This is a genomic window from Microcystis sp. M_QC_C_20170808_M9Col, assembly GCF_007095495.1.
Classification (GTDB): Bacteria; Cyanobacteriota; Cyanobacteriia; order Cyanobacteriales; family Microcystaceae; genus Microcystis; species Microcystis aeruginosa.
The window spans coordinates 13,021-33,171 of the sequence record NZ_SFBZ01000007.1; the positions used below are offsets into that span (position 1 = coordinate 13,021).

At 46.0% G+C, this 20,151-nt stretch carries 16 protein-coding genes; 8 read left to right on the plus strand and 8 right to left on the minus strand.

Annotated features, from left to right (window positions below; genetic code table 11):
- Positions 1 to 58 precede the first annotated feature (58 nt).
- From EWV68_RS00495 to EWV68_RS00510, 4 genes are all read left to right on the plus strand, one after another.
- A complete protein-coding gene (locus EWV68_RS00495; RefSeq protein WP_002734244.1) occupies positions 59 to 577 on the plus strand; it encodes a cofactor assembly of complex C subunit B in 519 nt (172 codons plus the stop codon).
- 7 nt (positions 578 to 584) lie between these two features.
- Positions 585 to 1,001: an acyl-CoA thioesterase gene (locus tag EWV68_RS00500; protein WP_287168453.1), complete on the plus strand. Its 417-nt coding sequence runs from the start codon at positions 585 to 587 to the stop codon at positions 999 to 1,001.
- Positions 1,002 to 1,004: 3 nt separating this feature from the next.
- A complete protein-coding gene (locus EWV68_RS00505) occupies positions 1,005 to 1,634 on the plus strand; it encodes a DUF1361 domain-containing protein (RefSeq protein ID WP_287168455.1) in 630 nt (209 codons plus the stop codon).
- Between the two features lie 244 nt (positions 1,635 to 1,878).
- A complete protein-coding gene (locus tag EWV68_RS00510; protein WP_287168457.1) occupies positions 1,879 to 3,219 on the plus strand; it encodes an aromatic ring-hydroxylating dioxygenase subunit alpha in 1,341 nt (446 codons plus the stop codon).
- 400 nt (positions 3,220 to 3,619) lie between these two features.
- Here EWV68_RS00510 and EWV68_RS00515 read toward each other — a convergent pair whose 3' ends face one another.
- Positions 3,620 to 4,084 carry a DNA phosphorothioation-associated protein 4 gene (locus EWV68_RS00515; protein WP_002760679.1) on the minus strand — a complete coding sequence of 155 codons (465 nt, stop codon included), beginning with the start codon at positions 4,082 to 4,084 and terminating at the stop codon, positions 3,620 to 3,622.
- Positions 4,085 to 4,184: 100 nt separating this feature from the next.
- A complete protein-coding gene (locus EWV68_RS00520; RefSeq protein ID WP_287168458.1) occupies positions 4,185 to 5,777 on the minus strand; it encodes an ArnT family glycosyltransferase in 1,593 nt (530 codons plus the stop codon).
- A gap of 423 nt (positions 5,778 to 6,200) precedes the next feature.
- Between EWV68_RS00520 and EWV68_RS00525 the strand changes: the two genes are divergently transcribed.
- The 4 genes from EWV68_RS00525 to EWV68_RS00540 all read left to right on the plus strand — a co-directional run bounded on the left by EWV68_RS00525 (position 6,201) and on the right by EWV68_RS00540 (position 7,875).
- The gene (locus EWV68_RS00525; protein ID WP_287168459.1) at positions 6,201 to 6,506 is read left to right on the plus strand and encodes a type II toxin-antitoxin system HigB family toxin; all 306 of its coding nucleotides are present in this window, start codon (positions 6,201 to 6,203) and stop codon (positions 6,504 to 6,506) included.
- The gene (locus EWV68_RS00530) at positions 6,472 to 6,891 is read left to right on the plus strand and encodes a helix-turn-helix domain-containing protein (RefSeq protein ID WP_287168460.1); all 420 of its coding nucleotides are present in this window, start codon (positions 6,472 to 6,474) and stop codon (positions 6,889 to 6,891) included. The genes EWV68_RS00525 and EWV68_RS00530 overlap by 35 nt, the downstream gene beginning before the upstream one ends.
- Positions 6,892 to 7,190: 299 nt before the next feature.
- Positions 7,191 to 7,445 carry a hypothetical protein gene (locus EWV68_RS00535; RefSeq protein ID WP_002782656.1) on the plus strand — a complete coding sequence of 85 codons (255 nt, stop codon included), beginning with the start codon at positions 7,191 to 7,193 and terminating at the stop codon, positions 7,443 to 7,445.
- A 10-nt stretch (positions 7,446 to 7,455) separates the two neighbouring features.
- A complete protein-coding gene (locus tag EWV68_RS00540) occupies positions 7,456 to 7,875 on the plus strand; it encodes a PIN domain-containing protein (RefSeq protein ID WP_287168461.1) in 420 nt (139 codons plus the stop codon).
- Positions 7,876 to 8,455: 580 nt separating this feature from the next.
- Here the strand turns inward: EWV68_RS00540 and EWV68_RS00545 are convergent.
- The 6 genes from EWV68_RS00545 to EWV68_RS00570 form a co-directional block, all read right to left on the minus strand.
- On the minus strand, positions 8,456 to 10,951 hold the full coding sequence (locus EWV68_RS00545) for an SAV_2336 N-terminal domain-related protein (RefSeq protein WP_287168462.1): 2,496 nt from the start codon (positions 10,949 to 10,951) through the stop codon (positions 8,456 to 8,458).
- An 8-nt stretch (positions 10,952 to 10,959) separates the two neighbouring features.
- Positions 10,960 to 12,051 (minus strand): AAA family ATPase, encoded by a 1,092-nt coding sequence (locus EWV68_RS00550; protein ID WP_287168463.1) that lies wholly within the window; start codon positions 12,049 to 12,051, stop codon positions 10,960 to 10,962.
- Entirely contained in the window at positions 12,041 to 13,891 is a 1,851-nt protein-coding gene (locus EWV68_RS00555) for a VMAP-C domain-containing protein (RefSeq protein ID WP_353737406.1), read from the minus strand. The genes EWV68_RS00550 and EWV68_RS00555 overlap by 11 nt, the downstream gene beginning before the upstream one ends.
- The gene (locus EWV68_RS00560; protein WP_287168465.1) at positions 13,891 to 14,742 is read right to left on the minus strand and encodes a hypothetical protein; all 852 of its coding nucleotides are present in this window, start codon (positions 14,740 to 14,742) and stop codon (positions 13,891 to 13,893) included. Before EWV68_RS00560 ends, EWV68_RS00555 begins: the two co-directional genes overlap by 1 nt.
- Before the next feature lie 81 nt (positions 14,743 to 14,823).
- Positions 14,824 to 17,304, minus strand: a complete 2,481-nt coding sequence (locus EWV68_RS00565; RefSeq protein ID WP_287168466.1) for a CPBP family glutamic-type intramembrane protease — start codon at positions 17,302 to 17,304, stop codon at positions 14,824 to 14,826.
- Between the two features lie 332 nt (positions 17,305 to 17,636).
- Complete coding sequence (locus EWV68_RS00570) at positions 17,637 to 19,991, minus strand: GH116 family glycosyl hydrolase (protein ID WP_287168467.1); 2,355 nt, start codon at positions 19,989 to 19,991, stop codon at positions 17,637 to 17,639.
- Positions 19,992 to 20,151 lie beyond the last annotated feature (160 nt).

Here is a 20,151-nt window from a genome sequence, read left to right on the forward strand (position 1 = left end):
GAAGATGAGTTAGGATAATTAGGATTAATTGTAAGTTTTTTCGCTCCTAACTGCCGCCATGGATACCCCCGTTCTTTCCTCAACTTTTTTTCTGACTCTCCTGCTCATGGTGGGATTATTCTTTTTTATTCGCGGTTCCGTCAAGGAGCGTATCGAACAGCGTGTCTATCTTACCAGTACCAGTGACGACCAACTATTAGAACAACTGCGAGATTATTTTGACCGACGTTCCTATCAAGTCAAGGCGATCGAACCCGAACAGAATATTGTCAGATTACAGGGTTTTGTGCCGCCTAGCCCCTTTCTAGCGATATTTTTGACAATTTTGGCGGCCTTGGGTTTATTTTGCTTTTCACTGGTGTTATCGGTGTTATTTCCCGATACTAATCCCTATATTTTTGCTCTTGTGGGTTTATCTCCCCTCGCGGGTGTTTTCTATTGGCAAAAAGTCGGCCGTTTAGAAGAAGTGGCTTTTAAAGTAGAAAGCAAATCTCAGCAAACGGAATTAACTGTCAAAGCCCATCGGGACGAGTTAAGACAACTACAAGATAGTTTAACCTTTCTGGAAAGACAATAAGCTTTTTATGCCCTACGAGCGCCTAATTTATCTGGCCGATACCGATGCGGCCGGTGTGGTTTACTTTGCCCATCTTCTCTCGATCTGTCATGAAGCCTACGAGTTTTCTTTAGCACAATTTGGCATCAATATCAAGGATTTTTTCAAAGATTCTCCGGTTGCCCTACCGATTACTCAAGCGGAAATCCAGTTTTTTCGTCCCCTTTTTTGTGGTGATCGCATACAAATTGATTTCACTATCCGATCCCTGAGCGAAAACGAGTTTCAATTGCAGTATAAAATTTATTTGGCTGAAATCATGGTCGCAAAAGCGAAAACTCGCCATGTGTGCATCGCTCCCACCGCTAGAAAAAGAATCCCTTTACCGGAATCTTTAAAACATTGGTTAGGATATTTATCAACCCTAGAGGAGACTGGTATTTAAGGGATGATTTGGGCAGATTTAACGATAATTTTAACTAGGGATTGGTGGCATAATGCTTGGCAATTATTTAACCTTAGCACCGGGAGGATTATCTGGAATTCTTTTCTGGCCTTTATCCCCTTTATCCTCAGCTTTTGGCTATTTCGGATCACCCTCGATCGTTCCCTACTCTGGTGGTTAATTCTCTTAGTTTTCCTGCTTTTTTTACCCAATGCTCCCTATATTCTCACCGATAGCATTCATTTAATCGCCTATCTTCAGCAGGATTACGCCAAAAGTTTATTTTTTTTAGTTTTAATCCCCCAGTATAGCTTCTTTATTTTTATTGGCTTTCAGCTATACGTTCTCTCCTTACTTAATTTAAAAAGTTATTGTCAGCAAAGTCAGCTAAATTCAGCAGTTTTACCCCTAGAAATAACTCTCCATTTTTTAAGTGCGATCGGTATTTATCTAGGGCGTTTTCTCCGGCTGAATAGTTGGTATCTAGTCACTCAACCGCAGCAACTATTCTGGAGTTTGCAGAATTTACTGACTCAAAAACCTTTGATATTCATCTCTGTCTGTTTTTTAATTATTTGGCTACTATACGAAATCAATAAAAGACTTTACAATCGACTTTCTGGCTACAATTAACGCCTATCGGGAATTTCGACCCTCTCCTAGTCCCTTTCGGATTGATTAAAAGATAAGTAGGTAGGCGTTAAAAACTATCAGATCCCCCCGCCTATCGGCACCCCCCTTATCAAGGGGGGCAGGGGGGATCGAACCTAAAATCCATTTTTAATTTAATTATAACCAGCTACTTAGTAGAAAAACAGAGATCAATTGGCCGCACCGATATTATGATCAAGATCAATATTTTTTCTCTCTCATCCCCATGACAAGCACTGATCAATCTCAACCCCTGCCTAGGGATGACTGTTTTCACTACCAAAATTGTTGGTATCCTGTGTTATTCGTGCAGGATTGGCAAAAAAATCCCTACTCTTTCTCTCTTTATGGGCAACCATTGCTAATATTTCGCGATCAGCAGGGAAAATGGGGCTGTTTGCTTGATCGCTGTCCCCACCGCTTGGCGAAACTCTCCACAGGACAGATGATCGCTGGTCGTTTAGAATGTTTGTACCATGGTTGGCAGTTCGAGACGGATGGAAAATGTTCCCATATTCCCCAACTGCCAGTCAATACCCCGATTCCCCGCAATGCCAAGGTTAAATCCTATGGGGTGATGGAACGTCAGGGAGTCCTCTGGGTCTGGTTAGGAGAAGAGGAAACAGCGAAAGAAAGCGATATTCCTATCATCAAAGACCTAGAAGACCCCAATTGTGTCCATACCGATTATGTCATCGATTTTCCCTACGAACAGGGCTATTTACTCGAAAATCTCCTCGATCCCGCCCATGTTAATATTAGCCATGATCGCAGCGAATTCGGGGCAAAACGGGAAAATGCTCAACCGTTAGCCTTCCAAATTCTCGAAGTCTCGGCGCGGGGAATTCGCAGTCAGTGGCGCAATAGCCGCAATCCGCAGGAAAGCTGGAAATATCTGGATTTTATAGCCCCTAATCTCGTTCATTATCGTTTTTCTCTGCCTAATCCCCATTGGTGTGCTGGATTGGCTTTATACGGGATTTCTCTGGGTCAAGGTCGTTCTCGCTTACTGATGCGACGTTACCAAAATTTTGCCGTTAACTCCCGTCAATACCGTTGGCGCTGGTTGGAACATCTGCGTCAAAGTCGCATCCTCGAAGATGATCTACCTTTAATTCAAAGTCAGCAGCAAATGGTGGAAAAGTCAAGAGATAGTTTACAAAAATTATACTTACCCTTAAAAAGTTCCGATGCCTTGGTGATTGAGTTACGTCAATGGTTCGATCGCTATGGGGACTCTTTCCCCTACTATCAAGGCTACACCAGCCAGCGGACAACGGCGATCGATTTATCCGATCCTTTACCCCTCGATCGCTATTCTCGTCACACTGTCCACTGTCGCACCTGTAGCGATGCCCATGAAAACATGGTAAAAACTAAACAAATTGCGATTTTAATGGGTATATTATTAGTTTTACTGGCAATTTTATCCCCAAATCAGTCTATCTATCAAATTACTGCCCTTATTTTCGCAATTTTGGCTTTAGCAATAGCGATCGCCGCCAATTATACCCGCACAAAATTTGAACGCACCTATGAGAAAAAAGCCCATACCAAACTACAGTAATAATACTAAATCCGTTGAGTATAGGCTACATATCAGGACAGGTAAAAGGCAGCAGGCACTAATGCAAAAGGGTGAATAAATAATCAGTTTTTAATAACCAGATTTAGTATGACTCTTAAATGATGACAAATGTATCAGCAGCTGCCTGTAAGCATCCCACCGAAAAGCTAATGCGCGGGGGGTTTGGGGGCGGCGCCACGCCCCCAACGGGGGGTTTGGGGGGTAGAACCCCCCAAAAGCTTGGATTGAGTGATAAAATCGGAAGTAATGCCAGATTTTATCAGAGAGTTTTCGCGTAAAAATCCCAACTTGCTAGATTTACAAAAATGAGATGCACCCGAAGTCAGGAGTTAGCGAGATGTGTAATTAATTTTACTTAGGTACTTAACTAAGATTTCTACTACAAAAATCTGCCTAAATCGAATTCGGTTGTGGCAGTAATTTCTCGAAAACGTTCTTGACTGATAATTAACAATAATCTTTCAGTATAATCCACCGCACCGCGCAATTCTCGTTCTAATCTTGCTAAACCAGCGTTGGCATATTCCTCGAAAATTGTCACTCGCAAAGCTTCTGAATCTACCCCGTGGGGAGAAAGAATTTTCGTGTCTTGGAATTCATTGACTGCCAATAATTTGATTAGGGTATCGTAGCCACGAGAAATAAAAATTTCCAGGTTAATAGGTGAGGGTTCCTTCGCCACATTTTCTATGGCCACCCTCTCCTGATATTTTACCCCTAAAGCCGCCGCAAAAGCGATGACATCAGCATAGGTTTGAAAGGGTCCAATTCCCTGATTAAAATTAACTAAGGACTGGACAAATTCCCCTTTATCTCTAGCAATACGCACTCGATGAATGGACATATTTATCAAGTAAAAAGTTAAAAAGTTTACAAAATTCAGGAGATAGAAATCAGGAGTATTGATGAACTAATTGATCTATCCCCTATCCGCTATAACTGCTTTAAGGATAAGTTTTAATTAGTCCTTTAGCTTGGTAAACATGAAATTGTTCGATGGTGACACCACCGCGCTTGATCGGAATGACAGCTACTTTAGTTATATCTTGGAAATAGGGACGGTAGCGATCGATTATTTCCGGTCTTTCTAGAGAACTATTTGTAGTAATTAATAAACCATTTTTACCGATCCATTCTTGAGGATTAAACCAAATTTGATAACCCCTTTGATCGTTGTTAAAACAGGTGACGGGAATAGGAACTAGGGGATAGAGAGCCATATCTAGCCATGCGGTCACATAAAAACTATGGGTAAAAACGAAGCTAGAATCTTTTAAGAGTGCTAATAATTCGGGCGAATTAGCAAAGCCTTGGCGCAGTTGATTGATATCGACAATTTCCCGAGAAGGGTCTTGTTCTGGGGCAATAATTCCCCCAAAAATTGCGTATTGACTAGGTTTTTGGAAAGTGCCAAAAGTAACGTGAAGCATTGCTATAGATAAAATAGTAACGATAAAAATTCCCGATCCCCATAACCATCTTTTTACCCAGATTCGAGAAGATTGCTGCCAAGTATTGGCCTTTTCTCCTAATAAAATTGTGCCGGACCAGAACCCGGGTAAAATCCAACTAGGGGCGAGATAATGGGAAGCACCCACATAAAGCATTCCCAGGATTAAAGGCAGAGAAACCGAGAGAATTAACCATTTTTTTACTGATTCTTCTTCTCGATGAAAAAATCTTTTTTTCGAGATAAAGTTAGGCACTTGTTCGGCAAAGCTTTTAAATGTCACCCACCACATCGGCAGACCGAAAGGAGGAAACATCGTGGCGATACTAATGCCAACAACCGAGAGAATACCAAGAATATTAAAGGTTTTGGGTTCTCCAGAAAAACGGTCTTCTAAATGAAAGCGAAAGGAAATCCAATCATGGTTAATATTCCAGTAGATAATCGGCAATAAAGTTATCAAAAAGAGAATAAATCCTAATCCCAACCAAGGGGATCTAAATACAGGCCAATAGCGGGGAGTGGTCAGACAAAATAAAACTAAACCAAAGCCCAAAATAAAGCCGTGATATTTACTTAAAACCGCCAATCCTACGGCAAGTCCAATATAAGCGAGACGATAGCTAGGATGATAGTTTTTTTCCCGAATTGGCCAGAATTCTTGGGCAGCTAAATAGACTGTTAATGACCAAAAAAAGATTAAAGGACTATCTGGCTGCGAAAGAATCCCGAAGACGATCCCATAGATGGGGATGAGAGTGGCGATCGCTAAAGTCATTCTGGCGACCGGCAGACTGAACAATTTTAAAGCCGTCAGATACAGCAAGCAGAGGCTGCCAGTATAGAGGAGGAGAGTACCGAAGCGAATGGTAAATTGATTGACTAATCCCGTGATCCAAGTCCCAAAACCCGTGGAAATCGCTACTATTGGCGGATGATCGAAATAACTCCAATCTAGATTATGGCTGTAAACGTAATAATAGGCTTCATCGTAACCGGGATAAAGCCCCAAGGCGATGATTATTCTAAACAGGAGTCCACCGATGAGCAGATAAACGGCAATGCGATCGCTAAGTATTTTCGTCAAAATTCTTACCTCATTTCATCGCTAAAACTGATGTTAGAGACGGGAGATTTTTGGGGTTGCCAGATTCGAGATTTGTGCATCTATGGCAAGGTTAGATTTAAGTGTGATCTTTAGTTACTATATCACCAACTCTGTCATCTCTTAGCCCTTGGCTATCAGCAAACTCTCCCCAGGCGTTGCTGATTTGCGATCTGAAAGAGGATTAAGAGAACGGGGAACGGTAAAATGATGTTAAGTAAGTGTTTGTAATTAGGGTTTGCTGAATAAATCTAAAAACTCTGTTGGATAATACCATTTTTCATAAGTAATGGCAGAAATGGTTAATCGCCCTCACCCCCCCCCTGCCCCCCCGACATCGGGTTGGTGGCGCAAATAAGACTATGATAAACTAGAATACAATAGCTATTCTAAATCAATAAGAATATGCACATCATTAGCCGTACAAAACTGCGGCAATTTTCTGGAAAACACGCCGATGCTGTTAATGCTATTAATACTTGGTATAAAATTGCTAGTAAAGCAGAGTGGAAAAACCTGGCTGAAGTTCAAGCTGTGTATTCTCAAGCGGAAGCTGTTGGTAAGTTCACGGTCTTTAATATCAAAGGTAATCCCTATCGTCTAATTGTAGATAGCGTTTACAAAGACCAAGTAATTTACATCAAGTACATTTTGACTCACGGGGAGTATGACAAAGATGAGTGGAAAAATGACCCTTACTTTAAACTGTGATACCTACGGAAGGTTACTAGCCGAGTATCTACCAAAAGTGATAGAAAACGATGCAGAAAACGAACAGGCTATTATCCTAGCTGAGTCCTTATCTCATCGAGAAAATCGCAGTCTAGAAGAAACCACCTTGTTAAATTTACTCTTGACTTTAATCGAAAAGTACGAACAAGATCATTATCCCCTTGAAGAATCAGAACCCCATTCAATACTCTGGGAACTCATGGAAGCTAACAACTTACAAGAAAAAGATTTATCAGATATACTAGGTTCAAAAACCATAGTTTCTGATATTCTTATTGGCCAACAAATAATAACAGAAAAACAAGCTGTAAAGTTAGGACAGTTTTTTCACGTTGACTCAAGTTTATTTTTATCTACTCAGTAAATTTGGGCTATATTAGGTGATGGTTGGTTATAATACAAATATCTATATCTACACTGGAAGAAAATTAAACAAATGGCTAATCTTGAAGAAACTGTCTTAACAACTTTTCTTCAGCTTCCTCAAGAAAAAAAGCTTCTGCTGTAGCTGATGAAGTGAACTACTCTCAACGGAATTGAGAGTAGTTCAAGAGTAACCTTTGAACGTCTCCAAGAAGCTGGCTTTTGGGTTGCACCCGGCCTACAGATTTTTCTGCTAAAATTATCTACACAACAGTACACAAGCGGGAAAAGCAATAGTCTATGCTAGAAAAAATCGGAATGGGAGAATTCCGGGATCATCTCGCCAAATATTTGAGTTCTACTACTCCCATCGCCGTCACTTGCCAGGGTCAGACGGTGGGTTATTTCTTACCGGCACGACCGGAGCCATCGGAAGCGGAGATCGACGGGTTAAAACGCGCCGCCGAGAGGTTGGATGCGCTTTTACGCGAACAGGGACTTTCTGAAGATGCGCTCGTTCGCGAATTCCGTCAACTCCGCGAAGGCGAGCGTTAGGCTTTCTGCCATGACGAAAAGAATCGTTCTGGATGCCAATATTCTCATCCGTGCCGTGTTGGGGAAAAAGGTACGGGAGATGATCGCTCGGTTCGCTCCCACGGTAGATTTTTTTACGACCGATCGCTGTTACGCCGACGCAAGGCGATATTTACCGATTCTTTTCGAGAAACGCGACCTAGGGAGCGAGGACGCGATGGCAGTCTTGGAAGGTTTGACCGGTTGGGTGCGGATCGTGGATAACAGCCTGTACGCTTCTTACGAGGGGGAGGCTAGAAAACGCATCGCCGCGCGGGATGCGGACGATTGGCCAGTCGTGGCGCTGGCTTTATTGCTGGAATGCCCGATCTGGACGGAAGACGCGGATTTTTTCGGCACGGGGGTGGCAACCTGGACGAGCAATCGGGTTCACCTGTATTTCGGTGAGTGAGCGACGGCGATCACAACAATATCCGATATTCTGGTGAATTCGTAAGAATCGAAGATATCCCGCCGTAGTCGGTGGGTATCGCCCTGGACTAGGTGCGCTTCCCAACTTTGCAAGCGTTGGATGAGTTTGGCTAGGGTTAATCTCAGACCGGCTAGATAGAGCTTGCTGAATAAATTTGAAATGTAGGCAAAGTAAAGGTTTTGGGGCTTTACGAGCGAAACAGGTGCAAGATTTTGAGAGAATCGTCGTTCAAAACCTTGCGTCTTCATCGGCCCGCGTCCTAGAGCTTGCTGAATAAATCTAAAAACTCTGTTGGATTGCAGAGAATGACATTTGAGGGAATGAAACGACCCTACCCCGCCTATCGGCACCCCCCTTATCAAGGGAGATCCCCCCGCCTATCGGCACCCCCCTTATCAAGGGGGGCAGGGGGGATCAAACCCCCCTTATCAAGGGGGGCAGGGGGGATCAAACCCCAGGTAATTGACCACCCCTAAACCAATACACTTGTTCTATAGCCTGCCTAAAAAAATTCCAGAAAAGGGAATGAGGGAAAAAAGGGAAAAAAAGGGGAAAAGGGTTACAGAGTCCTCCCGAATACGCAGACTACCCGAAAACCGATATAGATGAAGCGGTCGTCGCGGCGGATGAAGGTGATGCGAATCGCGGAACGGCAGTAATTAGGATCGTCGCCCCAGGAACCGCCCCGCAGAGGAGAACGATTATCATTACCATTTTCTATCCAAGCACTGCCATCCGTCGGCGCACCGTCATAGTTATCGTGCCAAGTATCGGCGCACCACTCGCGGACATTGCCGTGCATATCGTACAGTCCAAAGGCGTTTGGGGAAAATTGTCCCACGGGAGTCGTTTGCTGTCGATATTCTCCCTTCGGTTCCTCAGCATAGATTCTGCTGGCATTGTAGTTAGCCAATTCCCCGGTAATGGTTTCCCCAAAGTAAAATGGGGTGGTGGTTCCAGCACGACAAGCGTATTCCCATTCCGCTTCACTCGGTAGTCGGTATTCCCTTCCCTCCTTTAGTTTTGATAATCTCGCACAGAATTCGATCGCATCGTACCAGTTGACTTGTTCCACGGGACGGCGATCGCTATCGGGACGGTCTTTAAAATGGGCCGGGTTGAGATCAAGGTCTTTTTCTACTTTTAAATCCGTGCGAGAGGCGATCGCTTTCCACTGAGCTTGGGTGATGGGATATTTACCCATGAAAAAGTTGGAGACAGTAACCTCATGTTCAGGGCGTTCATCCTTAAAACTATCTTTCTCATTTGGCGGTGAACCCATCAGGAATTCGCCCCCCGGGATAGCAACCATGGTTAGGGGTTCGATTCCCTTGCCTAGGGGTTCCTCGTAGTAGTAGGCCTCCAGGGGTTCTCTTTTGGTAATTTCTCCCCGTTTATCGACGTATAGGGTCTCGAAGGTGAATTTTAGGAGTTTTTCCGGGGTCAAGATTTCCTGTTTTCGCTGCCTCACTCTCTCCTCGATGTTTTGGGCGATATCGGCGTACTCTCCCCCCCAAGTGCGGAGAACAGCCGCGTCCACCTCAGCAAAGTAGAGAGAGCGATCGCTGACTGCATCCGCTAGAGAACCCTGTGGATTGGGGATTAGAGCCGAAAAATCGCGAAATTCGCCGTAATGGTCGCGAATATAATCGCCGATGCCGCGCCAAATATCGATCGTGCGTCTAGCGGCACTATCTGCCAACAGTAGCTGACGAATGCCGGGGTAAAAATCGTACCAAGCATCCGGAACCGTCGCTCCTTCCGGACTAAAGGTAGATTTTTCGACCAGTCCGCTAAAAAAGACCTCCGCTAGATGCCAATGTTTACTATCGGGTAAAAATCGCCGCTGTGCCAATCGCATCACCGGAGGAATCAGGGGAACGGCCGCCAGCACTTTAGCCAGTTCTCGGGCCAAGGGACTGGCATCGATTAAAAAGCCTCTCAATAACTCTTCCGGGGATTCCGCTTCCGGATCGGCTGCCTCTTCTTCTCCGGTTTCACCCATATTCACCCCCGCAGTCTTTGCTCCCATTAAAACCCCCTGAATCGAGTTACCACCGCTCCCAGCGATAAATTTCGCCCAGGTTGCAAAGTGAGCGGGGGATAGATTGAAAATGGGGAACCGATAGAGAATCTGCTTCGTGCGGAGTCTTTCCCCCACTTGCAGTGTTGCATTGGCAGAAGCGGGACCCGGTGCGATCAAAGGCCGGAGGATCGCCCCCTCTAAAGCGGTTCGTTGCCATAGCTCCTGCGGGAAAATGTGAGCAATGGTGACGGGGTGTTCTTTGCCCAGATCCGCTAGGGTGGCGAAGGCAGACCCCGATCGCCAAGCTTTCCCCAAAGTATCGGTTAGGACAATAAAAAGTCGGTTTCCAGAGGGTGCAACCAGACTGCGAGGGTTCCGTTCGATTTGCCCCGCACCGGAAAGCAAACGAGCTTCATTTTCACCCGTCTCGAACCACCAAACCCGCACGTCCCTAAAAAAGCCTTGCCAACGGAAGAGAGTGGTCATTCCCCCCGCTAGATCTCCCCAAAATTCCATCGGGGGAGAGCGATCGATCAACAGGTGAACCTCTAACCAACGTTCTAGGGGGGGACGGAAAGCGAGCATCGGTAATCCCCCCGCTTCGGCCGTCCGTTCCACTGTAACCTCGATATCCAACTCGTCGGCCCGTAATCCAGGCACGCGACGCGCTAGGGGGAGAATTGCCTTACTGATAGCGGTGGGTTCGGGTATCGGAAAGGGATCGGGGACGCGAACGGGAGAAGAACGATCGCTCTCGACCGAATCGCGCTTCCGGGAGGTCTGCGTCGGGCGATCGATGTTTTCGGGATAGGCAACGGGGAGCGTTGGCTCGATCGCTCCGGGGGGAGGGGTTTTTTCACCGCTGCCGGATGACCGGTTATCATCCTGATCATTAGATGAGGTTGCTTCCGACTGTCCGGGCTGCTCCATCGACCAAGGCGCGATAATTCGATCGAGGTAAGCAGCGCACCAGATCAGTTCTGCCATTTCCCTCTCGTCTTCCCACCAGATGGCTTTTTTCCCTTCCATCTCTCCCCCTACCCTTGCAAGGATTTAAAGATGGTGTCTAGCAGCGATTGGCGATCGGGGTCGGTGAGGTCGTTTCCCTGTAGTAACAGATAGACCGCGTTGAGCAGTTGATCGGTGGCTAGTTTGTCTTTGCGTTTAATTCGATCGAGAAATTCCCGGATCAGATTTCTGGCCGGTTCGTCCAATTGATTCAGGCTCTCCGGGGGGAAACGTTGCTCTAGTATCCGATAGAAATCATCCTCGTTATTGGGTTGTTCGAGTCTTAAACGCAAACATCGACGCAGGAAAGCGGGGGGAAACTCCCGGGCCTCGTTACTGGTCATGAATACTAGGGGGAACTCCTGACAAGACACACAACCTCGATCAATCGGGATTTTTTCCTCGCTGTCATCCTGTTGACCGCGATAGGGAAGAACGGATTGGTCGCCGGTTTTTAATCGTGTCAATTCTGGGATCTCAAAAAATCCCTCCTCGAAAATATGGAGGAGATCGTTAGGCATATCGATGTCGCTTTTATCGATCTCATCAATTAGCAGCACCGCCGGTCGTCCGGGACGGGATTGTTTAAAAGCCATCCCCATGGGACCTAATCTTAGATAGCTGCCGATATCCGGCTCCTCGTACTCTCCCCCCTCTCCCACTTTCTGTCTTTGTAGGGAAGCTTCCTGTAACCGTCCGATCGCATCGTAGGCATAAAGACCCTCTTTAAGGGTGGTGCGGGAAACGATCGACCAACGGTAGGGGCCGGGTAGTCCCAATTCCCGCGCGACTGCGTAGGCCAGGGAAGTCTTGCCGGCGCCGGGGTTGCCCTCGATCAGTAGGGGACGACGCAAACAGAGGGCAGCATTCACCAATTCCACCGCTTTCCTATCCGCGACGAATCCTAAAGCCCTAGGGTCGATTTTTCCCTGTTCGGGCGGTATTTTCTGCGATTTTGTCCATGCTTCCGGGGACAGGCTAAAACTGCGCCAAGGGGGTGGCGGTGGGATGCGATCGAGGTGTTTTCTTTGTTCTTTGGGTGTGGGTAAACTATCGGCACTCAGGGTCAAACCCCGATAGATGCGAAGTTCTTCTGCTTTGGGAACTGGTTTATTGGCCATTGGATTCCACCACTCTCGTGTTTAGAGGTCTCGGTCTCGGGGAGGGTTTGGGGTATAGATCGTCCCAGAAAAGGGCGATTTTTCGCTTGTTTCTGCGTAATTCTTTGATATTATCGGGCCAGTTTCTCCATTCCGAGGGTTTTAGATCGTTATCTGTCATCGGTTCGCCGGCGTTTCGACTCCAGACGGCGATCGGCAGGGATTCCACGATATCTTCCAGATCGGCGATCGATGGTTCGGTTCCGATGTAGTAATCTTTCTGATCAAGATCGCTATTATTTTCCCATAAAGCTCTCTTGATCTCCTCGATCTTGTCGCGTATTTCTCGGAAATCTTCATCGAAATAGCGATCAAAGGAGTTAATAAAAACAGGATACTCGTATCCGATAGATGGCCACTCACCGGTTCTAAACTTAATATCTTCTAGGGAGTGTTTCAGCAAAGCAAATGGAAGGAAAAATTCAATCTCTAGTCTCACTCGATCGGGTAAATAGTAAAACATTTCAGGAATTACCTGATAGAAACTATCTTGCATTTCTTCTATCATAAAACCTTGTTCTTTTTTATAGATATTCCATAACTTAATTTTATTGTTTATTCCCACAAAAAACATTGTATTTACATGAAAATATTCTGTTTGTAAGCCAGTATTATTATGTTTATCAATTGCGGGTGAGATTACAATTTGTATTCTTCCTTCTAGTTCGATATTTTTATTAAATTTATCCCACAATTCTCTCGCATATTTCTTGATTGTGTCTAACTGCACACCATCCCTATATCGAACAGCTTCACCTTTCCAAGTATCAATATCTTCAGCAATATCTCGGTTTTGATCCTTAAATAACTTCAACCTGCACCATTCAGAAAATAAAATCAAAGGACATATTTCTTTATTAACTGGCTTACTAGATAAATCTTTTAGTTTTCCTCTAAGCTCTTCTATGTTTGAAATAGATGACGATTTCGGATCCTCATAGACTAACATAAAAGAGTTGATTAAAAATAAACTATTATCGGAATTAATATTTAAAATATTGAAAAGTTTTTCGATTAAATTAAATCGTTGATTTTCCCATTTTTGGTCAGCTTTAGGATAAGTAGGAAAAAAGATAGCATAGGTTTCAATTCCTAGCGCAGAATAATTAACACGCTGATTACTGTCAACATTTTGGTTCATTTTATCAACCAACCAACCTAGATCGACATATCCATGGTGGGAATAAAAATCGATCGCTTCTATATCATCGAGAGCTTGTTGCAGCGATCGGGATAAAACGCCTTCGATCGCTGTATCTTTTGCCCTACAAGCTGCCATAACATGAATAGCTATATTAGCTCCTCGAACCGCTTCATATTGTTTGATCGCATCGCTAACGAATTTTATAATATCTCCCGCACCACTTTGGGAGTAACAAGTATCAATAATATAGAGAACTTGAGAGATGGTTACTTGGTTATTTTTAATAGGACGAACTAAGTCTTGAGTCGGTAAAGCCGTTGAAGGTATATCGTCACTATTTGTGTCTTCCAGTATGAGATAATGTCCATCCCCTTGACAATATTCGCCATGACCAGAATAGTAAAAAATAAGAATATTTTTCGTTCCATGTCGCTCTCTATCCCGAAGCCAATTAGGGAATAATTTTTTAAGATCGTTAGTTGTGGGATTCAAGTGTAAACTTGGCAGAACTCTTTCATATCCAAAACCACTGGTAAACAGAATGTTCACCAGTTCTAAATCCGTCTCGACGCTGGGTAATTGCTCGAATGCGTTGTAATCCTTTGTCCCACAAGCGATTAGATAATACTTGATTTCTTCATCCATACCATTACCCATCAATCGATTAACCCCGATCGAATCGCTTCCCCAGTTTCAACCGCCGTCAGATACCTTTTGGCATCGTGAGCCTCGCAACCATTATAAACTAGCTTATCCTCGATAGTTCCCTCAAATAAAGGGTTGAGTTCCTTTGTCAACGCCACCACATCGCCATCGTCCGCGATATTCACCCATCTTTCCACATTTCCGGGCCAGCACCCCAGGTTATTGCGGGGGGATGGTTGCAGTCGATCGAAAATTAATTGTCTTATCCCCAAAGGAGAACCGAGAGTGACAAAGACTTTAATCGGCCATTCTGGATGCTGACATAAAGTTTCGTAACAGACGATCGAACCGAGAGAATGAGCTACAAGTACCCGCGTATCTTCACCGATACATTCTATTACTCGCTCTTGAATCTGCTGTTTTAGCTTTCGATCGTGTAAATAGCTCCCCACTTGCTTAAGATAAGAAATAACCAATTTCTCGGCAATGCTACCGAAAAACCGAGATTCACTTAACCCCGACAAAGCTCTCTGGATAATTTTTGGGGTAGATTTTTCTCTCGAAAGGCTATCTGCATTGGGATGATTATTTTCCACTCGTTCCGTTTCTTGCCACCACGACTGGAGTAATTCTTTTTCCCAATCGGAATCGATATCATTAACATCGTAGTTCGGAATGCCGATCGCTTTCGGGTTTCCCCGGAAAATATCTCCGTAAAACGCACAACGAAAATCAGTATCGGACTCTAACTCGGTTCCCGCGAGTTTCAATCCATCCTTGAGACTTGGCAACCACTCAGCAGAAATCGTGTGGCTACCCCTAAATTCTTGCGCGATGCCATGAACACCGACAATTTTAGCCATGATCGTGCGGTTACAGGGCTTCCCTATCCCTGTTGATTTCCAATTTTAAACGGTTTTTCCCACTTTAGACCGAGAGCAAATTTAAAAACTGCCTTGCTTCGATCGCCTTGTCAGTCGAGATAGACCGTTCAAAAACAGCAACCAAACCACCACCACCAACCAATGCAGCACCGAGATCGTCCAGAGAGAACCGGTCAGCCAATAGACAACGGTGCAAGTTAATCCCAATAAAGCCGCTAAAATCAAGAAAATAGGCTGAAAAAAAGTCGGATTGCCCTTTTGGTAAAAAATAATTGCATTGAGGGGATGATAGACGGTAAAAAGCGTGATGCTGACCAAAGCAGAGAGGATCAGGTTAGCTGTGGAAGTTGCCGTTTCCGGATGGGGAATTAACAGCACCCGAAAGACGAATTCCTCCCAGAATGCCGGGAAGAAAAAACAAAAGACGAGCATTTTCAGTATCTCTAACGGTCTCCGTTCGGGGAAGTGCCAACGTAAAAAACCCGACCGGAAACCGATGGTCAGGGCGATCGCAGCGTATAATCCCAATCCGATCGCCGTCACCCCCCACTCCCGACCGGTAAGGGGCAGCACGAGCGCGCCCAAAGTGCGACGGAGCATCGGCGCGATCATCGGCATTTCCCCGAATAACTTGGTCGGTGCGAGGGGTAAAATCTCCGGCATCGCTCCCCCGACCTGATTAGTACGGAGGAACCAGAGAGTAGCTCCTGACCGCAAGAAAATCTCACCGATCACGTCATTGCTGCCTCGCGGTAACATCGATCGCCAGCTTAGTAGAGCGTTGGCCAGTGTATTTTCCCGAATCAAGCCTTTTCCGCGACTATCGGTGATACCGGCGAGAATTTGGGCGTTTTGCCGCCAATCGGGCCGGATCACCCCCCGGGGAGCTAATACCCGTTCCAAACGATCGCCCAATTGTCCCAAACGTTGAAAACGCAAGGTTTCCGGATCGTCGGCATGGGTTGTCAACCAAGCGGCGATCTGCGGATCGGTTTCAAACTGGTGGCGCAGGGTAGCGATGGTGATATAGAGGGCCTGATTCGAGTCCTGCACGCAGGAAGTCGCGGGGGTAACACTAGAAACCCCGGTCCCGTCCCCGATCCGGTAGCGAGCCATCATGATCTCTAACTGCTTGTGGAATTCTGTCAGGGGGGACAGAGAAACCCTGCCAAAGTTGTAATCCTCCAATAGGTCTAATTTCACGATCGCATCGGATAGGGGTCGGGAATTAAGCCATCCCCGCTCTAAACTACCCGTATAGTTCGCCCAACTCTGATATCCCGATAAAATCCCCTGGGGATTGTGAGCGTACACCTGATCATAATCGAGCTGCCACTGCAGCTCTCCCGTCAGGGCATCCCGAATCACTTCGTAGAGAAAATAGGAAAAATGACCCGTTACCGTTCCCAATTGTATTGATTCGCCTTTTTTACCGCCGATTCCGCCGAAAATATGAATTCCTATGCCTTTATCGCCCTCTTTCCATGATTTTTTTTCACCCTCCGGCAGGACTGTTACCCGACTGGCGGTTCCTTTGCGGGATGGGGTATCGTTCCAAGTGCCGCGGGCGATGTAATCTTGGCCCGATCGCAGCCCAGTCAGGGTTTCCGTCGGTTGCAGTTGAAACAGCGATCGAGGTTTGATTGCTTGAACAGTAAAGAGTTTATCCCGTCCCCGCGCCCCGTAGATATACCAGCCCTGCTTTCCTTCGCTCGCTGCTGCTAACTGTCGGGGGGTGGAGATAAAACGTCCTCCGGAAACTAAGGGTTGTTGGGGAATGCGGATCACTTCCGAGCTGCCGTCGAATTGTCCACTGTCGCGGTTATAGTGTTGCACTCGGAAAAGTTCGCTCCCACAGGGGGGTGAACCGGGGCAAACCTTGGGGATGTCGCTGGGGGTTCGGGGGGGAGCTTCGCCGATAATTTTCACCAATGCCACAAAGCGCCCAGTAACGATCAAGGGCATTCGCTCCACTTGTAATGACGTTTCCCCGATTTCTGCATCGGGAAAGCTGACCACCACATCATCGAGCGGTCGCGATCCGGCCAGCGCTTGCAGTGGTCCGACCCCTGAACGACCATTCAAGCGAGTCGGTAGGATATTTCCCTGTTTTTCACTCTCGATCGCCTCTGGAGTGAAGCGAATATCCTTAGTAACCAGTCCTAAATATCGAGCCAGTGCCGGGGATTGCCGCCAACCTAAACGAACTTTTTGACCGACTAAATCCGGCCGGGGTGCTTGGTAAACCTGCAACCAAGTCCAATCTTCCCCCGGTGTGGCGGAATATTCCTCCGGTTTTGGCAAAATCAGGCGACCGATCCAGGGGGCGATCGGGCGATACCATCGCGGATCGAGGGATTGCTCTAGGGGAAAATAGCCCGGTTGATTGACCGCTAACCGACTCATGATCCAGTAGTCAGCCTTGGCTTCTTCCACGGGGCGCGGACTGAACAGAAACACCGCTAGAGCGATCGCCGCCAGCGAGAGAAGTATCCAGACAATCCGGGAAATCGTTCTTTTCATGGTATAGCTGACGCTCATCGATCGAGTCAGGTTTCTCCAGCCTACAGCGTTTAGACTAAGTAGCTGGTTATAATTAAATTAAAAACGGATTTTAGGTTCGATCCCCCCTGCCCCCCTTGATAAGGGGGGTGCCGATCCCCCCTTAGTCCCCCCTTGATCTCCCCTTAATAAGGGGGGCATCTGATAATTTTTAACGCCTAACTACTTAAATCCCCTGAGTATAGGCTACATATCAGGAGAGGCAAAGGGCAAAACCGAGAATAAATAATCAGTTTTTAATAACCGGATTTAGGATTAGAGTGATTTACCAGGTAAAACCAGATCACCAGTTAGATGGCGATAATCCTGTTTTATTCCTGAAATTCTGTCAAAACCCCATAGATAGCCCAGATAGCCATGGCGCGTAAATAATGACAGGCGCGGAAAGTTCCCACCGATGTAATCGCTTCTGGAGTGCGAAATTGTAAGCCATTTTCATAGACTTGTTTCACCACCGCTTCTGTAATTTGCCATCCTTGCTTTTCCATTCCCATTTGCATCAAAAAAGCCACCAACCCAAAATTAATTCCTACCCAAACTTCCAAGGGATGAGTTGCCTGGGGATTTTCGGGAGTACCATCGGGTTTTAACCCATTTGCTGCCCCAAATTTTCCCCCATGAAACTTGAGAAAACAAGCCTGATAAATCTTACTTAAAGCTGATTGCGTGTATTGATTTTCTACCACATCCGGTAAAGCCAATAAACGGGCATAAAATTGACCGCATAATTGGTCAGTCATCACCACATCGGAACCACTGCCACTATCTAAATTATAATATTCTCCATTCCAGAGAGTCTGATGATAAATAGCGCGAGATTGCTGTAACCAACTGGCAAAAATTGCCGTATCTTCCCCAAGAATTGACCCAATTTTAATCGTTGCTTCTAGCGCCGCTATCCACAAACCACCACAATAGGCACTAATTCCCTGTAAACGCCAATCATCAAAGGTTTGGTCTGGTGCGCCGGAATTTTCGGGAATCCCATCCTTATCAAGGTCAAAAGTTTTTAAATATTGCAAAGTCAGGACAATCGACGGCCAACATTCCCGCAGAAAATCCTCATCTTTAGCCCCCGTTAATAAATAATCCCGATAAACTAATAAAACAAAATCACTGCCTAAATCTTTCCAGAGATTACAATCTTGATAACTGGTGTAATTACTCTTTTGCCAAGGGTGTTCATTGGGCGCACCTAAATCGTGGGGAGTGGCATTTTTGGACTTACGAATGGCACTAGCTTGGTTATATCCAATAATCCGAGGAGTATCGTCACTGCTGGGAATTGCCCGGGCAAAAGCTTCCATGACGGCCTTTTCTAAGCGCGGCCATAACATCAATAACCCAAAGGAACCATAGAGACGCACATCAAGACTTTCATACCAACGATAATCTATACATTCTAGGACCCCAAATTGACCGATAGGATCCTGTTCCGTGGCTGCCGTCCAGAGAGTGCCGCCGTCCGTTAACAGGTATAATTCGTTAAATAAAGCCATTTTAAACCAATCGGCCAGATCGGTGCGTTCTAGGATCGGTTTTTGCCAGTTAATAATATTTTCTCGCCATGTATCGCCGTGTTTTAAGGCTGTGCGTACCATCGCCCAAGCATTTTGACCATTGCGACCGAAAAAGTCCGTATAACGACGATAATAGTTAATTCCTTGGGCAAATTCGGTGACGGGTAAATCCCAAGCTAAAATAAAAGGAATTTTGCGAGTTTTCCCCGGACGAATGGTAAAACGAATCGCCATGGCCGTGGCCGTTTGTTCCCCTTTTTCGGCGGGGGTTTCGTCCTCAATATCCGGTAAAGAGCCATTCATGGCGAAATAGTCCCAAACTTCTCCCCCATCGCCGGCAGGGTTCCATTTACCCAGATAGAATACCTCTAGACTCGGATTAGTGATACTAGCAATCGCCATCTGTCCATCCCCTTCCCCGGGGTTTTCGTAATCTCGACCCATTAGACAGCCAACGCGGAAATTATCGACAATCCATTGATTATAATTACCCTCACTTTCCCCCCATTTTGATTGATATTCATAGACGGGACTACCATCATCTCTCACTTTAACCACTGGGGATTTAATCGCGTTAGTAAACCAACCGATTGTATTTTGCCAAGTCAGCATAATACTAATAGTAATCGGTTTATCGGTGAGATTATGAGCCGTCCATTCAAATAGGGCTATAGGATAACTACTTTCTTGATAATTATGCGCCCAAACCGGTGAGAATTGTTCGCAAATTAATTGAGTCTGAAAAACATCTTTATACTCGTACCAACTGCGGGGATAAAGGGCCGAATAGTTTCCCTTTTCGGCTGGATACCACGACCAGCGCGATAATGTTCCATCCGTCGGGCTTTCCGTCGCCATAGCGTAGGCTTGGGCGCTTCCGTCTTCTGTTTGTTCAAAAATGCTAAATTGACAGGCGGCAAGGCTATTAAAACTGTGTTCACCGCCGTCCAGATGCCAGAGGTTAAAGTCACCTTTGGGGGAACGTCCGATGCAACCAGCCCCAAATCCCCCCAGAGGCATCCCATGCCAAGGACCATCATCTAAATTGCTGGCGTAGCGGACGCTGTAGGGTTTTTCCCAACCTTTGCCCAGAGGACGTTTCCAAGCGGCGGCGGGAATTTCTGGAAGGGAGACGAGATTAAGCATAGATGTTTTTAAGTGGGGTGTGGGGTGTGGGGTGTGGGGAAGTGGGGTGTGGGGTGTGGGGTGTAGGGTGTGGGGTGTGGGATGTGGGGTGTGGGGTGTGGGGTGTAGGGTGTGGGGTGTGGGGTGTGGGGTGTGGGGTGTGGGGTGTGGGGTGTGGGGT